The following is an 18084-nucleotide window of genomic DNA, read 5'->3' on the forward strand; positions in this document are numbered from 1 at the left end:
CAGGAGAGATGCCTTGGTTAAAGTCTTTTTGGTCGACGACCACGAGGTGGTGCGGCGCGGCCTGATCGATTTGCTCGGCGCCGACCCGGAACTCGACGTCGTCGGTGAGGCCGGCTCGGTAGCCGAAGCGATGTCCCGGATCCCGGCGGCGAACCCCGATGTGGCAGTCCTGGACGTTCGGCTGCCAGACGGCAACGGCATCGAATTGTGCCGAGATCTGCTGTCACGGATGCCCGAACTGCGCTGTTTGATCCTGACGTCCTACACCTCGGACGAAGCCATGCTCGATGCGATCCTCGCCGGTGCCAGCGGGTACGTCGTCAAGGACATCAAGGGGATGGAGCTGGCCCGTGCCGTCAAGGACGTGGGCGCCGGCCGGTCGTTGCTCGACAATCGCGCTGCGGCAGCCCTGATGTCGAAGCTGCGCGACACCACCGAGAAACCGGACCCGTTGTCGGGCCTCACCGAGCAAGAGCGCACCCTGCTCGGTTTACTCAGCGAGGGCCTGACCAACAAACAGATTGCCGATCGGATGTTCCTCGCGGAAAAGACCGTGAAGAACTACGTGTCCCGGCTGCTGGCGAAGCTGGGCATGGAGCGCCGGACTCAAGCAGCCGTATTCGCAACGGAGTTGAAGCGAACACGGCCTTCCGGTGAGTGGCGATGACAACAGACGACCCGGGCCTGGGACCGTTGCGCCACACGCTCTCGCAACTGCGGCTGCGCGAACTGCTGGTCGAGGTGCAGGACCGGGTGGAGCAGATCGTCGAGGGTCGCGACCGCCTGGACGGTCTGCTGGAAGCGATGCTTGTGGTCACGTCGGGACTCGAACTCGACGAAACACTGCGCACCATCGTGCATTCGGCCACGATCCTGGTCGACGCGCGCTACGGCGCCCTGGAGGTGCACGACCGCGACAACCGCGTGCTGCAATTCATCCACGAGGGCATCGATCAGGAAACCGTCGGCCGCATCGGGCATCTCCCCGAGGGTCTGGGCGTCATCGGAGTGGTGATCGACGAGCCCAAAGCGCTTCGCCTCAACGATATTTCGCTGCACCCGGCCTCGGTGGGCTTCCCGCCCCACCATCCGCCGATGCGCACGTTCCTCGGGGTGCCGGTTCGGGTCCGTGACGAAGCGTTCGGCACCCTGTACCTCACGGACAAGCTCAACGGGCAACCGTTCAGCGACGACGACGAAGTGTTGGTGCAGGCGTTGGCGGCGGCCGCGGGCATCGCCATCGCCAATGCCCGGCTGTACGAACAGGCCAGGGCGCGGCAATCCTGGATCGAGGCGACTCGCGACATCGCCACCGAACTGCTTTCCGGCACCGAGCCGACGACGGTGTTCCGGCTGGTCGGAGAGCAGGCGGTCAAACTGACCGCCGCCGACGCCGCCCTGGTGGCCGTTCCACTCGACCAGAGCACGCCGGCGGCCGAGGTGGCCGAGTTGCTGGTCATCGAAACCGTCGGTGCTGCAACGAAACCGGTTGCCGGCCAGATTATCCCGGTAACCGGGACCGCGCTGGGCGAAGTATTCGCCAACAGCATGCCGCGCCAGATCGATCAGTTGGATTTGCCCGGCATCGAGGGACCGGCTGACGGCGCGCCGGTGCTGGTGCTGCCGCTGCGGACCGCCGAGACCGTGGCCGGGGTCGTCGTGGTGCTGCGCGCCGGCAGTCCTGGAATGTTCACCGACGAACAACTCGAGATGATGGCCGGGTTCGCCGACCAGGCCGCGCTGGCCCTGCAGTTGGCGACCTCACAACGCCAGATGCGCGAACTCGACGTCATGACCGATCGCGACCGCATCGCGCGGGACCTGCATGACCATGTGATCCAGCGGTTGTTCGCGGTGGGTCTGTCGCTGCAGGGCGCGGTGGCCCGCGCCCGCGAACCAGAAGTGCAGCAACGGCTTTCAGAGGCGGTGGACGACCTTCAGGCGGTGATTCAGGAAATCCGGACCACCATCTTCGATCTGCACGGTGCTGCCCAAGGCATCACCCGGCTGCGGCAGCGCATCGACGCGGCAGTGGGCCAGTTCGCCGGATCCGGATTGCGGACCACCGTCCAGTACATCGGGCCGCTGTCGGTGGTCGACAGTGCCTTGGCCGACCACGCCGAGGCGGTGGTGCGGGAAGCGGTCAGCAATGCCGCCCGACACGCCCACGCGAGTACGTTGACGGTGCGGATTCGGGTCGAGGATGACCTGTGCATCGAGGTCAGCGACAACGGGTGCGGGATGCCGGAGGAATTCACCGGCAGCGGTCTGACGAATCTGCGGCGCCGCGCCGAAGAGGTGGGCGGTGAGTTTGCGATCGATAAGGCGGCCGGCGGTGGAACATTGCTGCGCTGGTCAGCGCCGCTTCTCCAATAGCGGTGCAGGCCATGCGACGACCTGATCCAGCGCTCGCCGGGGCGTCGCCGGCAGCGGATCGGCGTTGATCGGAGCCCAGCCCACCCGCAGCAGCATCTGCGGGAAGCCGCTGCCCCCGAACACATCCGCCCGTATAGCGTCACGCGTCGAGAGAATCTCGAGGGGCTCGGTGATCGGACAGCACGAAAGCCCCATCGCGGTGGCGGTCAGCAGGACGATGCTGGTTGCCTCGCCCGCGCGCAGCCGGGACAACCGGTCGTCCCGGTCGGTGCCCAGTGCCAGGATGGCGGCGCTGTCGTCGGCCGGGGAGATGCCGGACGGTTGGGCCAGGCCGGGTCCGGCGAACAACCGGCCGGGGATCGGGGCAGTCGGTTCTGACGATGGCGCGCTGCGCGCCGGAACGCCCGCCACCGCGCCATAACGCCCACTCCATGTGGTGAGTTCGCGCATGTAGGCCTCGTCGGAGGCATGGCTGAGGACGGCGCGCGCCACGATCTCTCGCATCCGGTCCACGGCTTCGACCTGACGCAGCATGACCCCGGCGCGGGCCGCTCGGGCCGCCATCTGGGCGACGTCACCCCCTGGCACCGGCCACGAGCTGTAGGCACGCCGGTCGGTGCGCCGGCGCGGGATGGCCGCGGCCAGGGCGATGTCGGCCGGATCCGGGTCTTGCGGCACGGTTTCGATGACGGCCAGGTGGCGCACGTCGGTCTCGTCGGGAAAGCGACTTATCTTGGCGTGCCAACCCATTGAGGCCAGCGCGACGACGCAATGGTGCAGCGCCACTCCACAGCTGATGATCAGGTCGCGGCCATCCGGGTCAGTGCTGTGCAGCTGCATGTCCGGTTCGGAGAACAGGTCCAGGCGCGCGGTGCCGACCCGCCAGCGCCAGGGTTGGGTGTTATGGATGGAGGGCGCGCGGGTGGCCAGTGTCAGGACCGTCCGCAGTGTGCCGGCATCCGGGAATTGGGCGCTCATCGGTGCCGGGCCCTTTCTGTCGATGACGGTGGTCATGACTTCCAGGATCGTTCAACTTCAGCCGCTACGGCAGGGCAGGAAGCCCTGGCAGCGTGGGACCTTTGGCCCTGCTCCGGCTCGCGCCGCCGGCGGATAGTGGCACTCATGGACCACCTGACCACGCTGGACGCCGGATTCCTCAAAGCCGAAGACGCCAATCCACGGGTCAGCCTTGCCATCGGCGGGCTCGCGGTCATCGAAGGGCCGGTGCCCGAGCAGAAGACGCTGATGTCCACCTTCGCCCAACGGATCCGCAGCTGCCCCCGATTGGCGCAGCGTTTGCGGCAGCACCCGTTGGACTTTGGTGCGCCGGACTGGGTGGACGACCCGGATTTCGATCTGCAACGGCACGTGCACCGCGTCGCCCTCCCGCAGCCCGGCGGCGATCGGGAACTGTTCGGGCTGATCGCAGATGTGATGGCACGCCGCCTGGACCGTGATCGACCGTTGTGGGAGGTGTGGGTCATCGAGGGGCTCGCCAACGACCGCTGGGCGATGCTGACCAAAGTGCACCACTGCATGGCCGATGGAATCGCGGCCGCCCACATGCTGATCGGGTTGTGTGACGACGGTGGGGCAAGTTTCACCGAGCACTTGCTAGCGGCCCATGAACCCAAAAAGCTTGCACCCGAGCGCACATCACTGCTCGGTGGGCTAATGAATGCGTCGGCCGCGGTGACGGCCGGAATCGTCCGGGCCGCCCAGGGTGCCGGCGAGCTCGCCGCCGGCCTACTCAGCCCGGCTCCATCTCCGCTGACTGGTCCGCTCAGTGACCTGCGCCGGTTCAGCGGCACGCGGGTCGCGATGGCCGATATCGACTTGGTCGCCAAGACCTTTCAGGTCACCGTCAATGACGTTGCGCTGGCGGCCATTACCGAGAGCTACCGCAATGTCATGATCGACCGTGGCCAGCAGCCGCTGGCGGATTCGCTGCGGACACTGGTGCCCGTTTCGGTGCGCTCCGCCGACGCATCCGACAAGACCGACAACCGCGTGTCGCTGATGCTGCCCAGCCTTCCGGTGGACGAGGAGAACCCGGTGCAGCGGTTGCGCACCGTGCATGCCCGGCTGCGGCGGGCGAAGTCCAGCGGCCAACGACAGGCGGGAAATGTGCTGCTTTCCCTAAGCAGTCGAATCCCATTCGTGCTGACGGCCTGGACGGTTGGCTTGCTCATGCGGTTGCCGCAGCGCAGCGTGGTGACGGTGGCGACCAATGTGCCCGGGCCACGGCGGCGGCTGCGGTTCATGAACAGGGAAGTGGTGTGGGTGTACCCGGTGCCGCCGCTGGCGTTGGATTTGCGGACCGGTGTGGCGATGATCAGCTATGCCGACCACTTGTATTTCGGCATTCTCGCCGACTACGAAGTGGCGGCCGATGTGAACCAACTGACCCGGGGAATCGAAAACGCGGTGGCCCGCCTGGTACGAATCAGCAAGCGACGCGGGAACCCGCCGACGCGGGGACCGCTGTCGCTGGTGGTGTGACGATGAGCGAGGCAACCGGAGCCGAGCTGGCCGACCGCGCCGACGTCGCGGCGCTGCTGGACCGCTTCTACGGCCGGGCGCTGCACGACGACGTCCTGTACGCGCCGTTCGAGCAGCTACGCGCAGCCGGACTCGACGATCACCTGCCCACCATGTGCGACTTCTGGGAGACCGTGCTGTTCCGCGCCGGCCGCTATCGGAGCAGCGCGCTGGCGGCACATCGAGACATCCACCACCGAACACCGTTGTCCGCCAGCCACTTCGTTCGCTGGTTGACCCTATGGCGGGCGACCGTTGACGAGATGTACACCGGCCCGGCCGCCGAACGGGCCAAGGTACAGGCCGGACGCATTGCCTGGGCGATGCATCGACGGCTCACCGGCACCGATGCTCGCGAACTCGACGTGTTTCTCACCGGGTGAACAATTTAAGAGACCGTCTCGTTGCGGTCCGGCTCGGGGCCGAATACGAAGCGGCGGCCGGTGATTTCGGTCGGGGTGACGCGCACGTAGTTGGATTTGTGCGTCGACGTCCACGGGTAGAGACCGGCGCGGTCTGCTTCCTCGATCTCGGCGTCGATTTTCAGCAATCGCGCGCGGCCGCGCACAATCACGCTCCAGCCTTCGGCGACATTGTGGTCGTCGGCCTCGAAGAGCACGGTATGGTTACTCACCGCTGAGAACAACTTGGTGCCCTCGGCGGTCCGGAACAGGATGGTGCGGTTCTGGGCAACGTAGTTGACCGGGAAGATTTCCGGTTCGCCGGCGAAGGTGGTCACCAGCCGGCCGAGCGCGGCGGTGCCAAGCAGATCCCAACTCTCGCTCTCGGATAGGACGGTGATCGGCTCGTCGGTCATCGGGTCACCTTTCTCGGGACGGTTCGCGGAATTTCAGGACGGTGTCCAGGGGTCGGCGTGGCGTCGGCGGCTCGACCGTTTCCATCACCGGCGTGATTCCCACGCGGATCAGTACTTGGGGTTCGCCCCGCCCGCCGATCAGGTCACGCACGATATTGCGGCTTGCACTCGCTTCGATCAGGTGAGTCAAGGTGCAGGTTGCCATTCCGGCCATCGTGCATTCCAGCAACACCTCGGAAAGCGTTTCGCCGCATCTCAGGATGTCGGGCCGAGTGTCTTCCGGCGTCGACAGCACCAGGATCTTCGACCAGTCCGTCGCTACCTCGGGGCGTCGGTCCTGGTGACCGCGGACCGGAAACTCTCGGGCCACATCCACCCGCAACCGCTCGGTGTCCGACACCAGCGCGGACGGCGGCATGCCGTCCGACAACACGAACGGCGAAGTCCACCAGTCGAGTTCGGCATGATAGGACACGTCGTCGCGACGCAGCGCCTCGCTGAGCTGTGACGCCTCGACCAGGCGCGGTCGTTTCTCGTCGTCGAGGACGTCCAGCGTGACGGCGTCATTGTCCAGCGTGCTGCGCAGCACCGTTTCGAATTGGTTCCAATAGACGGGTCGGTCGAACGGCAACCGATCGGTGCGGCGCTGCAGGATGGCGCCCGCGCGATCACGCTGGGCGGCCGTGACTTGGTCGGTCGCGCTGAATTCGAGCGTGGCGAGATGATCGCGATTGTTGGGGTTGGGGAAGCGGACGGTGTCGGCGCCCCAGCCCGCGGCGGTCATGGCGACGCGGAGGTGATCCAGCGCCGCGCCGCAACTGACCAGCGCTTCGCGGCCGGAACCGTCTGTGGCGGGCACGGTTCGGTTGCGGTCGACGAACAAATGGACGGCGTTGCCCTCGGCCACCCACCGCCACGGCTGGCTGTTGTGCACCGACGGTGCCCGGCAAGCCAACAGCACCGCGTTTCGCAGCACGTCTTTGTCCACGACTACGACGTTACGGAGGTCCGTCGCGGACCGATAGGGACTTCGGTCCTCACCGACCGCGAGATGCTCGGTCAATTCCGACGGGCCTGGCGGAAGGGAATGTCGCGGTCGGCTTCGGGCTCCTTGGGCAGCCCAAGAACCCGTTCCCCGATGATGTTGCGCTGGATCTGGTCGGTGCCGCCACCGATCGAGGTGAAAAACGCGTTCAAGGCAAGAAAATTGACGTCGTCGGACTCCGGGTTGTCCCGGCCGGCCAGCAGCGTCGCGGCGCCGATCAGCTCGGACTTCAGCCGCGCCTCGGCGTGCAGGATCCGTGACATCGCCAGCTTGCCCAACGACATGATCGAACTGGACGTCCCCTGCTCGGTGCTGGCCTTGGCCCGGGCGTTGTTGAGCGCGTTGAGTTCTCGCAGCGCCAGCACCTCGGCCAGCGAACGCCGCACCGCGGCATCATCGAGCCGGCCGTGCGCACGCGCCAGTGCGATCAGGTCGTCCGCCCGTGATCGATTGCGCGAGGCGCGGCCAGTGTCACCCATGATGGATCGTTCATAGGCCAGGGCGGTCTGCAGTGCGCGCCAGCCGTCGCCCTCGGCTCCGAGCAGATGGTCGTCGGGCACGAGCGCATCGGTGATGAACACCTCGTTGAAGTGTGACTCGCCGGTGATCTGCACCAGCGGCCGGACGTCGATGCCGGGCTGCTTCATCGGCAGCAGGAAAAAGCTGAGCCCCTTGTGTTTTGGTGCGTCCCAGTCGGTGCGGGCGATCAGCAGCGCATAGTCCGCGGTCTGCGCGCCGGACGTCCATACCTTCTGCCCGTTGACCACCCAGTGGTCGCCATCGCGCACCGCGGTGGTGCGCACACCCGCAAGATCGGAACCCGCACCGGGCTCGCTGTACAACAGACAGGTGCGAACCCGCTCGGTCAGGAAATCCCGCAGCAGTTGGTGTTTCAACGTGGCTGAGCCAAGCTTCAAAATGGTGTTGGCCGCAATGTTGTATTTGTCCTGCCCGGCCCCGGGCGCTTTGACGGCGGTGAACTCCCGCCGGATATGGGTGGCGAGATCGTTGGGGTACCCGCGGCCGAACCATTCAGCGGGATAGGCGGGTACCGCGTATCCCGCGTCCAGGACCCGCTCCAGCCAGGCGATGCGTTCCGGTGAACTGCTCCACGGGTCGTCATGTTTGGGTAGTCCCGTCCAGTTCTGCTGCAGCCAATTTCGGACTTCCGAACGCAGTTCGTCGACAGTAGGCAAAGACATGTCAGGCGCCTTTCGAAACGAGGTAGCGTTCCCGGTACGCCGCTGCGGGACCGAACAATTGCATGCCGGTGCGGGCGCGGCGCAGAAACAGGTGCGCCGGGTGTTCCCAGGTGAAGCCGATGCCGCCGTGCATCTGGATGGCCTGCATGGCGGTCAACTCGTAGGTTTCGGCGCACACGAATCCGGCCAATGCCAGCGCACCTTCGGCTTGGTCGCTCCGCGCCGCCATCATCGCGGCCGCATGGTGAGCGGCCGACATCGCCGACTCGTTTTCCAGCAGCAGGTCAGCGGCCATGTGTTTGAGCGCTTGGAAGCTGCCGATCGCTCGGCCGAATTGGATGCGCGTCTTGAGGTATTCGACGGTGATATCAAAGATCCGGCGGGATCCGCCGACCTGTTCACCAGCGAGCGCAAGCACCGCCAAGTCCAGCGCTTCCTGGACGGCCTCCCATCCCGCGGTGCCCAGCCGTCGCGCGGGAGTGTTTTCGAAGATGAACGTCGACAGTCGCACGGTCGGATCGAAAACCGTTTCAGGGCAATGGTTTAATCCCACCGCATCCGGAGTCACTTCGAATACCCCGATGCCGTCGCCCGTGTCGGCTGCCACCAGCATGACATCGGCGACGTGCCCCCAGGTGACGTAGTGGGCGCTGCCCGTCAGCGCGCCGGCGGTATCGGCATGAACGGCAACGTCATTCGCGGTCCAGGTGCCACGCGGACCGGTGATGGCGACCGTCCCGATCTTCGTGCCGTCCGCCAGGCTGGGGAGCAGCCGGCGCTTGTCGTCCTCGGAGCCGGCCGCCTGAATCAGTGCGACGGTCAGCACCGAACTGGACAGCCACGGCGAGGGAAGCAGCGCCGCGCCGATCTCCTCGGCGATCGCTTCGACCTCGAGTGGGCCCAAGCCGACGCCTCCGGACGCGCTGTCGACCAGTACGCCGGTGACGCCTTGGCCGGCGAGCAGTCCCCATAATTCGCGATCGAATCCCTCGTCGGTGCCCATCATCCGCCGCACGTCGGCCTCCGTGCAGCGGTCGTGCAACAGACTTCGAACCGCCGTCTGGAGCTCGGCGCGCTCGTCGGTAGTGATGGTCATTTGGTGCCACCCCTCTCGGCTTGTCACATTCATCCTCGCCGATCGGCTTGACCGGCTTGCATTGTGCCGCTCACCTGGCATTCTGAACGAATGGCAGGCAAGGAAATCGACCCGATCCGGGCCAAGAGCGCGCTGGCAGTGATCAGGCAGAACCCGGGAATAGCGCTTTTCGCGGCGTCCCCATTTCTGGCCCTGATCGCCGTCACATGGATATTCGCCGGTGCCGGCTGGGGCATCATGCTGGCGCTGGCGCTGCTGGTCGCCTTCGGGGCCTTCGTCGTTCTCAAGCGCTGACTCACCGGCATGCGTTCGTGGTGGGGGTGGGGCACGCTGGAACAGGCCCTCACGCAGCAGGAGACAAACGAGCTGGTGAACCGCGTGGCGGCGATGCTGCCCGGCCACGATCTCACCGACCACCGGCCTCCGGATCCCGCTGCGCTGGGGCTGCCCGGCCCGCGAATCACGCCGCCCGCGGCATTGGCGGCGTTGTGCTCCAGCCAGGTCATCGATAGGGCGGGTCACGCGCGCGGCAAAGCATTTCGAGATGTCGCCCGCAATCTGCAGGGCAAACTCGACCATGTTCCCGACCTGATCGTGCGGCCGCGCCGTGAACAGGATGTCGTCGATGTGCTGGATTGGTGTACCCGCGAACGGATTTCGGTCATTCCGTACGGCGGGGGCAGCTCCGTAGTGGGCGGGGTGGAACCCCGCTTCGAGGCGCCGGCGATCACGCTGGACGTCAGCGCCATGAGCGCGGTGATCGAGGTCGACCAGGTCAGCCGGGCGGCCCGGATCCAGGCCGGGGCGCTGGGGCCATGGATCGAGGATCAACTGCGCCGGCACAACCTGACGCTGCGGCACTTCCCGCAGTCCTTCGCCTTCTCCAGCCTCGGCGGTTGGCTCGCCACCCGCGCCGGCGGGCACTTCGCCACCCTCTACACCCATATCGACGACCTGACCGAATCGGTGCGGGTGGTCACTCCCACCGGAGTCAGCGAATCCCGTCGACTGCCGGGTTCGGGTGCCGGGCCGTCCCCGGACCGGCTCTTCGTCGGCTCCGAGGGCACTCTGGGCGTCATCACCGAAGCCTGGATGCGGCTGCAGAACCGTCCCCGCTGGCAGGTGACCGCGTCAGTGGCGTTTCAGGACTGGACTGCCGCAGTCACCGCCACCCGCATCATCGCCCAAGCCGGGCTGTTCCCGGCGAACTGCCGACTGCTCGATCCCGCCGAGGCTTTCCTCAACGCGGGCACCGCGGTCGGCGGCGGATTATTGGTGCTCGCATTCGAATCCGCGGACCACCCGATAGATCCGTGGCTCAACCGGGCCATCGAGATCGCCGCCGAACACGGCGGCACCGTCATCGCCCGTCGTAGCCGCGACTCCCACGGCGCCGAACCGGGTTCCGCCGACGCTTCGGAGAGCTGGCGTTCGGCGTTCCTCCGGATGCCCTATCAAAGGGACGCCCTGGCGCGTCGCGGCGTCATCGCCGAGACCTTCGAAACCGCTTGTACCTGGAACGGATTCGAGACCTTGCATGCCGCGGTGACCGGCGCCGCCCGGGCTGCGATCGAGCGGGTCTGCGGCGCCGGTGTGGTGACCTGCCGGTTCACCCATGTCTATCCCGATGGCCCAGCCCCGTACTACGGAATCTATGCCGCCGGACGGTGGGGATCGCTGGACGCACAGTGGGACGAGATGAAAGCCGCTGTCTCTGAAGCGATCAGCGCAACCGGTGGGACCATCACTCACCACCATGCGGTCGGTCGCGACCACCGGCCCTGGTACGACCGGCAACGTCCCGGTCCGTTTGCCGCGGCGCTGCGCGCGGTGAAGCACACGCTGGACCCGGCCGGAATCCTGAACCCCGGTGTGTTGTTCGACCCGTGATCAGCCGTGTCCGACGTGCAGCAGCTTGGCAAGGTTGGGCAGCTTGACACGGGGCCGCCCGTGCGGCTCGCCGGCCGCCCGCTCGAACTGGTCGATGGCCTCCCAGTGCGCCGACGTGACCACTTTGGGCTGCCGTTCGACTAGCCAGTCGGCGAGCCGGTCGGCGTGGTCGGCAGGGAAGTCCGACAGCGTGGCATCGGCGAGGTCCGCGAGCAACGTGTCAACGGTGTCCTGCGAGTCCTTCTTGTTGGTGCCGATCACCCCAGTGGGGCCGCGCTTGATCCAGCCGACGACGTATTCGTTGCGGCTGCCGTCCACGCGGCCGTCCGTGTTCGGGATGGTGCCTCGCTTCTCGTCGAACGGCAGGCCCGCGGTGGGCACGCCGCGGTACCCGACGGATCGGACGACGAGCTGCACCGGTAGTTCCTCGCGTTCGCCGGTGTCCTTGGCCGACACCCATCCGCTCTCGTCGGTGACCAGCTCGTTGCGGCCCAGCACGATGCTTTCGACCTGATCCTCACCCTTGATCTCGATCGGGGAGGTCAAGAACCGGAACACAATTCGGCGGTGGTTGGGGCGCGGCGCACGTTCGGCGTAGCCCCGCAGCACCTTGATGTTCTGTTTGGTGGTTTTGCCGGCCGCCTCGGCGTCCTCGTCGGTGATGTTCGCCAGCTGGGCCGGGTCGACGATCACGTCGACACCCTCGAGCTCCCCGAGTTCACGCAACTCCAGCGTGGTGAACGCCGTTTGCAGCGGACCGCGGCGGCCGATGATCACCACCTCGTCGACCCCGCACGGCCGCAGCGACTCCAGCGCATGGTCGGCGATGTCGGTGAGTGCCAGAACGTCGGGATCGGTGACCAGAATGCGGGCGACGTCGATGGCGACGTTGCCGTTGCCGACCACGACCGCGCGGGCGCCGGACAGATTCGGTGTCTTGTCCTCGAAATGGGGGTGCGCGTTGTACCAGCCGACGAAGTCGACCGCGGAGATGCTGCCGGGCAGGTCCTCACCGGGAATGTTGAGCGTTTTGTCCGACTGCGCGCCGACGGCGTAGATCACCGCGTCGTACCGCTCGGCGAGTTCGGCGGCCTCGATGTGTTCACCGACGACGACGTTGCCGAAAAAGCGGAACCGCGAGTCCGCGGCGGTTTTCTCGAATTGTTTGCTGATCGACTTGATCTTGGGGTGGTCGGGCGCCACGCCGGAACGCACCAACCCCCACGGGGTGGGCAGCATTTCGAGCATGTCGACGGCCACGTCCAGCTCGTCGGCCGCGTCGGCGGCCTTGAGCAGGGAAGCGGCGGCGAAGAACCCCGACGGACCGGAGCCGACGATGGCGACGTGGTAAGGACGCATACCGACCTTCTGTTCGTGCCGGATGCGACGCGCTGGGCTGGGCGTCGTAGCCGGGGGCGAGACTGATGGTTTCTGATGCTAGACGGTGCTGACGGTAACGTGGTCGCCTGTGGAACTTGACCGTCAAGCAGATATCGCCGCCCTTGACGCGACCCTGACCACGGTGGAACGGGTATTGGACGTCGACGGTCTGAAGAGTCGAATCGAAAAGCTCGAACAGGAAGCCTCGGACCCCAAGCTGTGGGACGACCAGAACCGCGCCCAGCGGGTCACCAGCGAACTGTCCCATGCGCAAGGGGAGTTGCGCCGCATCGAGGAATTGCGCCGCCGTCTCGATGACCTGCCGGTGCTCTACGAGCTGGCCGACGAGGAAGAGGGCGCCGCCGGCGACGACGCGCTGGCCGAAGCCGACGCCGAACTGAAGTTACTGCGGGCCGACATCGAGGCCACCGAAGTGCGTACTTTGCTGTCCGGCGAGTACGACGAACGTGAGGCGTTGCTCACAATCCGCTCCGGTGCGGGCGGTGTGGACGCCGCCGACTGGGCCGAGATGCTGATGCGGATGTACATCCGGTGGGCTGAACAGCACAAGTACCCGGTCGAGGTGTTCGACACGTCGTATGCGGAAGAGGCGGGGATCAAGAGCGCCACTTTCGCCGTGCATGCGCCGTTCGCCTACGGCACGCTGTCGGTGGAACAGGGCACCCACCGGCTGGTGCGGATCAGCCCGTTCGACAACCAAAGCCGACGTCAGACCTCCTTTGCGGAGGTCGAGGTGCTGCCGGTGGTGGAGACCACCGACCACATCGACATCCCGGAAGGCGACATCCGCGTCGACGTCTACCGATCGAGTGGGCCGGGCGGCCAGTCGGTCAACACCACCGACTCGGCGGTTCGACTCACCCACATCCCAACCGGTATCGTCGTCACTTGCCAGAACGAGAAGTCGCAATTGCAGAATAAGGTTTCGGCGTTGCGGGTACTTCAGGCAAAGTTGTTGGAGCGTAAGCGTTCTGAAGAACGCGCCGAGCTCGACGCCTTGAAGGGCGACGGCGGCAGCTCCTGGGGAAACCAGATGCGGTCATACGTGCTGCACCCCTACCAGATGGTCAAGGATTTGCGGACCGAGTACGAGGTGGGCAATCCTGCGGCCGTCCTGGATGGAGACATCGACGGGTTCCTGGAAGCGGGGATCCGGTGGCGCAACAGGAAAGATGACGACTAACACTGTGCTTTTATCAGGCCCTGCCTTAAGTTTCGCCTCTGCGGCGCAGCGGTGGCATGACTTCTGGCGTGGCCAGATCGGCGAGTGGATCATCACTCGGGGTCTGCGGATCGCGATGCTGGTGATCGCCGCGGTGCTGGCCGCCAGGTTCGTCAACTGGGTGGCCCAGCGGGTGACCCGCTCACTCGACGAGGGCTTCACCGAGAGCGACGCGCTGGTGCGCTCGGAGGCCACCAAGCACCGCCAGGCGGTGGCGTCGGTGATCTCGTGGGTGTCCATCGTGCTGATCTCGATCGTGGTGATCATGCAGATCAGCAACGTGCTGCAGTTCTCGGTGGGCGGGCTCGTCGCGCCGGCGACCGTCGTGGGCGCCGCCCTGGGTTTTGGTGCTCAGCAGCTGGTCAAGGATCTGCTGTCGGGGTTCTTCATCATCGTCGAGCGGCAGTACGGCTTTGGTGATCTGGTGTCGCTGACGGTCTCGGGGATCGCGGCCGAGGCGCGCGGCACCGTGGAGAACGTGACGCTGCGGGTCACCCGACTGCGATCGTCGGACGGTGAGCTGTACACGATTCCGAACGGCTCGATCGTCAAGACCATCAATCTCTCGAAGGACTGGGCGCGCGCGGTGGTCGACATCCCGGTCTCGACCAGCGCCGACCTGAACCGCGTCAATGAGGTTCTGCACCAAGAGTGTGAGCGCGCCATGGACAACGCGGTGCTGGGCGAGTTGCTGCTTGATGCGCCCACCGTGATGGGTGTGGAGAGCATCGAACTCAACACCGTCACCCTGCGTCTGGTGGCGCGCACGCTACCGGGCAAGCAGTTCGAGGCCGGGCGACAGTTGCGGGTGTTGGTCATTCGTGCTCTGGCCCGCGCCGGCATCGTCACCGCGGCCGATGCGACGGTCGGCGTCGTCGATGACGGCGGCGTTCCCGACGCCGAGCGCAGTGAGGAGACGGGTGCGGACAAGGGTTCGGTGGCGCAGCGATGAAGTTGGACCTGAACCTGCTGCACAAGCGCCGCAGCAAAGAAGAGCGGCGCGCCCCGAGCCACCTGTTCGGCGGCCGTGTCCGCACGTCAACCCTGGTGCTGATCATCGCGTTCCTTGCGCTGTGGTGGACCTATGAGACCTATAGCCCGCGCGAGGAGCCACGCAGCAATACGCCGCCGTCTCAGGTGGTGCCGCCCGGCTTCGTGCCCGACCCCAACTACACCTGGGTGCCGCGCACCCGGGTGCAACAGCCCAACAACGTGACGCCCACGCCCACGCCGACCCCCACCACGACGCCACCTCCGCCGACGACCACGACGACGACGACAACCACGCCGTTGATCCAGTTGCCCTGCATCCCGCCGTTCTGCACGCCGACGTCAACGCCCAGTCCGAACCCGCCACCGCCGCCGCCGCTGCCCGGTTTGCCGGCTCCCGGCCGCTGACTTTCGCGGCTGCGCGAAACACCCCGCTACACTGGCGTGCCGTGATGATCACCCTGGAACATGTCACCAAGCAGTACAAATCGTCGGCCCGTCCGGCCTTGGATGACATCAACGTCAAGATCGACAAGGGTGAGTTCGTTTTCCTCATCGGTCCGTCGGGTTCGGGCAAGTCGACATTCATGCGGCTGCTGCTGGCTGCGGACACACCGACATCCGGCGACATCCGGGTGTCGAAGTTCCACGTCAACAAGCTGCGCGGGCGCAACGTGCCGAAGCTGCGTCAGGTGATCGGGTGCGTCTTCCAGGACTTCCGGCTGCTGCAGCAGAAGACGGTGTACGACAACGTTGCCTTCGCGCTGGAGGTCATCGGGCGGCGCACCGACGCGATCAACCGGGTGGTGCCCGAAGTGCTTGAGACGGTCGGTCTGTCCGGCAAAGCGAACCGGCTGCCGCACGAACTCTCCGGTGGCGAGCAACAGCGGGTGGCAATCGCCCGCGCGTACGTCAACCGGCCCCTGGTGCTGCTGGCCGACGAGCCCACCGGCAACCTCGACCCGGATACCAGTAAGGACATCATGGATCTGTTGGAGCGGATCAACCGCACCGGGACCACCGTGCTGATGGCGACGCACGACCATCACATTGTGGACGCGATGCGTCAGCGTGTGGTCGAGTTGTCACTGGGCAGGCTGGTTCGCGACGAACAGCGTGGCGTCTACGGGATGGATCGCTAAGTGCGCTTCGGATTCCTACTCAACGAGGTCCTGACTGGATTTCGTCGCAACGTCACCATGACGATCGCGATGATCCTGACGACGGCGATCTCAATCGGTCTGTTCGGCGGTGGGTTGCTGGTGGTGCGGCTGGCCGAGAACTCGCGGGCCATTTACCTCGACCGGGTCGAGACGCAGGTGTTCCTCACCGACGATGTCTCCGCCAACGACCCGACATGCAGCGACAATCCGTGCAAGGCGCTGCGGGAGAGGATCGAGAAGCGACAAGACGTCAAGTCAGTGCGGTTCCTCAACCGTCAGCAGGCTTACGACGACGCGATCCGCAAGTTCCCGCAGTACAAGGACGTGGCGGGCAAGGACTCCTTCCCGGCGTCGTTCATCGTCAAGCTCAACAACCCCGAGCAGCACAAGGACTTCGACGCCGAGATGATGGGGCCGCCGCCCCAGCCCGGTGTGCAGTCGGTGCTGAACCAGAAGGAGCTGATCGACCGGCTGTTCGCCGTGCTGAACGGGCTGAGCAACGCGGCATTCGCCGTCGCTCTGGTCCAGGCCGTCGGCGCAATCTTGTTGATCGCCAACATGGTTCAAGTCGCGGCCTACACCCGTCGCACCGAGATCGGCATCATGCGGCTGGTCGGCGCGAGTCGCTGGTACACCCAGCTGCCGTTCCTGGTGGAGGCGACGCTCGCGGCAACCATAGGTGTTGGCATCGCAATCGCCGGCCTGATCCTGGTACGTGCACTGTTCTTGGACGATGCGCTGAACGAGTTCTATCAAGCCAACCTGATCGCCAGGGTCGACTATGCAGACATCCTCTATATCTCGCCGATCCTGCTGCTGCTCGGCGTGGCGATGTCGGGGTTGACTGCGTACGCGACGCTGCGTATCTACATACGGCGGTAGCGATGGCGACCAAGTCGCGCGGCGACGGCCGGAAAATCATCGCCAGCAACCGCAAGGCGCGGCACAACTACTCGATACTCGAGGTCTTCGAGGCCGGTGTTGCGTTGCAGGGCACCGAGGTCAAGAGCCTGCGCGAGGGCCATGCCTCGTTGGTCGACGCGTTCGCCACCGTCGACGACGGCGAAATCTGGTTGCGCAATGTGCACATTCCGGAGTACCGGCACGGCAGCTGGACGAACCACGAACCGCGACGTAACCGCAAGCTGCTGTTACACCGGCGCCAGATCGACACGCTGATCGGCAAGATCCGCGAGGGCAACTACGCGCTGGTGCCGTTGTCGATGTACTTCTACGACGGCAAGGTCAAGGTAGAGCTGGCCTTGGCCCGCGGTAAGCAAGCGCACGACAAACGCCAGGACCTGGCCCGCCGCGATGCCCAACGTGAAGTGATTCGGGAACTCGGGCGCCGAGCCAAGGGTATGGGCTGATCCCGGCTAATCCAGGGCCTAGTATCCGAGCATGGCTGAGCGTCCGGTAACGCTGCTCGATAAGTCTGAAGTCCTGACGGGCCTGTTCACGGTGTGGGATGACCTCGATGAGCTGCTCGGCGGGTTGTCCGAGGCCGACTGGCGGGCACCCAGCGCGCTGGCCGGGTGGGACGTGCAAGCAGTCGTGTCGCACATCATCGGTACCGAGTCCTTCCTGCAGGGCATCGGCCCGCCCGCACCCGATATCGACGTGTCGGCGCTTGAGCATGTGCGTAACGACATCGGCGTGATGAACGAGTGCTGGGTACGGCATCTCAGCAACGAGCCCGGTGCTGCCGTGCTCGAACGTTTCCGCGACGTCACCGGGACGCGGCGCAAAGTGCTTGAAGAGATGTCCCTCGACGAGTGGAACGCGGTGGGCGTCACTCCAGCGGGCCCCGACAGCTACGGGCGGTTCATGCGGATCCGGGTGTTCGATTGCTGGATGCACGAACAGGACATCCGCATCGGCCTGCAGCGGCCGTCGGCCGACGAGGATCTGATCGGACCGGCGGCGCGCCTGTCCCTCGCGGAGATCGCGACATCCATGGGGTTCGTCGTGGGCAAACGCGCGGGCGCCCCGGACGGGTCGCGGGTCCTCATCGACCTGACCGGACCGTTGGCCCAGCAGATGCGTGTGGCTGTAGATGGGCGCGCGCAGGTGGTGGAGGACTTCGGCGGACAGGAGCCGACCACAACGATTCGGGTCGATGCGCTGCAGTTCACCAGGCTTGCCGGCGGGCGGCCATTGTGCCCGCAGCGCAGCCAAGACATCGCGTTCGAAGGTGATCAGGACGTGGCCGATCGAATAGTTAAACACCTGAATTTCGTGATCTGACGGCCTAATTCGTTTGCTCGCAACCCGCAAAGCGATCTAGGTCACAAGATTGCGGCAGATGTTGATGTGGCCATGGGGATGGGTAGCCGACGTA

Annotated in this window: 18 protein-coding genes and 1 pseudogene; 13 read left to right on the plus strand and 6 right to left on the minus strand. The window is 65.7% G+C overall.

Going from position 1 to position 18084, the window contains the following annotated elements:
- Positions 1-13: 13 nt before the first annotated feature.
- Together dosR and BN972_RS05070 are read left to right on the plus strand one after the other, a co-directional pair.
- Entirely contained in the window at positions 14-667 is a 654-nt protein-coding gene (dosR, locus tag BN972_RS05065) for a hypoxia response regulator transcription factor DosR/DevR (protein ID WP_036356570.1), read from the plus strand.
- Entirely contained in the window at positions 664-2376 is a 1713-nt protein-coding gene (locus tag BN972_RS05070; RefSeq protein WP_036356573.1) for a GAF domain-containing sensor histidine kinase, read from the plus strand. The genes dosR and BN972_RS05070 overlap by 4 nt, the downstream gene beginning before the upstream one ends.
- On the opposite strand, the gene BN972_RS05075 is transcribed toward BN972_RS05070, so the two are convergent.
- Positions 2356-3354 carry an Acg family FMN-binding oxidoreductase gene (locus BN972_RS05075; protein ID WP_036356575.1) on the minus strand — a complete coding sequence of 333 codons (999 nt, stop codon included), beginning with the start codon at positions 3352-3354 and terminating at the stop codon, positions 2356-2358. The genes BN972_RS05070 and BN972_RS05075 overlap by 21 nt on opposite strands.
- A 144-nt stretch (positions 3355-3498) precedes the next feature.
- On the opposite strand from BN972_RS05075, the gene BN972_RS05080 reads away from it, so the two are divergent.
- Entirely contained in the window at positions 3499-4878 is a 1380-nt protein-coding gene (locus tag BN972_RS05080; RefSeq protein ID WP_036353614.1) for a WS/DGAT/MGAT family O-acyltransferase, read from the plus strand.
- 2 nt (positions 4879-4880) lie between these two features.
- Complete coding sequence (locus BN972_RS05085) at positions 4881-5300, plus strand: group III truncated hemoglobin (protein ID WP_036353616.1); 420 nt, start codon at positions 4881-4883, stop codon at positions 5298-5300.
- 5 nt (positions 5301-5305) lie between these two features.
- Here BN972_RS05085 and BN972_RS05090 read toward each other — a convergent pair whose 3' ends face one another.
- From BN972_RS05090 to BN972_RS05105, 4 genes and pseudogenes are all read right to left on the minus strand, one after another.
- Entirely contained in the window at positions 5306-5734 is a 429-nt protein-coding gene (locus BN972_RS05090; RefSeq protein WP_036353618.1) for a pyridoxamine 5'-phosphate oxidase family protein, read from the minus strand.
- Positions 5726-6710, minus strand: a pseudogene (locus BN972_RS05095) (Acg family FMN-binding oxidoreductase); the annotation flags it as partial. The pseudogene BN972_RS05095 and the gene BN972_RS05090, both read right to left, overlap by 9 nt.
- Before the next feature lie 83 nt (positions 6711-6793).
- Positions 6794-7981 (minus strand): acyl-CoA dehydrogenase family protein, encoded by a 1188-nt coding sequence (locus BN972_RS05100; RefSeq protein WP_036353621.1) that lies wholly within the window; start codon positions 7979-7981, stop codon positions 6794-6796.
- A 1-nt stretch (position 7982) separates the two neighbouring features.
- Positions 7983-9077 (minus strand): acyl-CoA dehydrogenase family protein, encoded by a 1095-nt coding sequence (locus BN972_RS05105; RefSeq protein WP_036353623.1) that lies wholly within the window; start codon positions 9075-9077, stop codon positions 7983-7985.
- A gap of 90 nt (positions 9078-9167) precedes the next feature.
- Between BN972_RS05105 and BN972_RS05110 the strand changes: the two genes are divergently transcribed.
- Positions 9168-9371 (plus strand): hypothetical protein, encoded by a 204-nt coding sequence (locus BN972_RS05110; RefSeq protein ID WP_036353626.1) that lies wholly within the window; start codon positions 9168-9170, stop codon positions 9369-9371.
- A gap of 9 nt (positions 9372-9380) precedes the next feature.
- A complete protein-coding gene (locus BN972_RS05115; protein WP_036353629.1) occupies positions 9381-10967 on the plus strand; it encodes an FAD-binding oxidoreductase in 1587 nt (528 codons plus the stop codon).
- Here BN972_RS05115 and BN972_RS05120 read toward each other — a convergent pair whose 3' ends face one another.
- The gene (locus BN972_RS05120; protein WP_036353631.1) at positions 10968-12326 is read right to left on the minus strand and encodes an FAD-dependent oxidoreductase; all 1359 of its coding nucleotides are present in this window, start codon (positions 12324-12326) and stop codon (positions 10968-10970) included.
- Positions 12327-12435: 109 nt separating this feature from the next.
- On the opposite strand from BN972_RS05120, the gene prfB reads away from it, so the two are divergent.
- The 7 genes from prfB to BN972_RS05155 are packed head-to-tail and all read left to right on the plus strand — an operon-like array spanning position 12436 to position 17990.
- Positions 12436-13551, plus strand: a complete 1116-nt coding sequence (gene prfB, locus BN972_RS05125; protein ID WP_036353634.1) for a peptide chain release factor 2 — start codon at positions 12436-12438, stop codon at positions 13549-13551.
- Positions 13541-14542, plus strand: coding sequence for a mechanosensitive ion channel family protein (locus BN972_RS05130; RefSeq protein ID WP_036353636.1), 1002 nt, complete (start codon positions 13541-13543; stop codon positions 14540-14542). The genes prfB and BN972_RS05130 overlap by 11 nt, the downstream gene beginning before the upstream one ends.
- Complete coding sequence (locus BN972_RS05135) at positions 14539-14988, plus strand: hypothetical protein (RefSeq protein ID WP_036353639.1); 450 nt, start codon at positions 14539-14541, stop codon at positions 14986-14988. Before BN972_RS05130 ends, BN972_RS05135 begins: the two co-directional genes overlap by 4 nt.
- A gap of 44 nt (positions 14989-15032) precedes the next feature.
- On the plus strand, positions 15033-15722 hold the full coding sequence (ftsE, locus tag BN972_RS05140; RefSeq protein ID WP_036356582.1) for a cell division ATP-binding protein FtsE: 690 nt from the start codon (positions 15033-15035) through the stop codon (positions 15720-15722).
- Positions 15723-16625 (plus strand): permease-like cell division protein FtsX, encoded by a 903-nt coding sequence (gene ftsX, locus BN972_RS05145; protein WP_036353642.1) that lies wholly within the window; start codon positions 15723-15725, stop codon positions 16623-16625.
- Between the two features lie 2 nt (positions 16626-16627).
- The gene (smpB, locus tag BN972_RS05150; protein ID WP_036353645.1) at positions 16628-17113 is read left to right on the plus strand and encodes an SsrA-binding protein SmpB; all 486 of its coding nucleotides are present in this window, start codon (positions 16628-16630) and stop codon (positions 17111-17113) included.
- 31 nt (positions 17114-17144) lie between these two features.
- On the plus strand, positions 17145-17990 hold the full coding sequence (locus BN972_RS05155) for a maleylpyruvate isomerase family mycothiol-dependent enzyme (protein ID WP_036353648.1): 846 nt from the start codon (positions 17145-17147) through the stop codon (positions 17988-17990).
- Positions 17991-18084 lie beyond the last annotated feature (94 nt).

The sequence above is a fragment of the Mycobacterium asiaticum DSM 44297 genome (assembly GCF_000613245.1).
In the GTDB taxonomy this organism is placed as follows: domain Bacteria; phylum Actinomycetota; class Actinomycetes; order Mycobacteriales; family Mycobacteriaceae; genus Mycobacterium; species Mycobacterium asiaticum.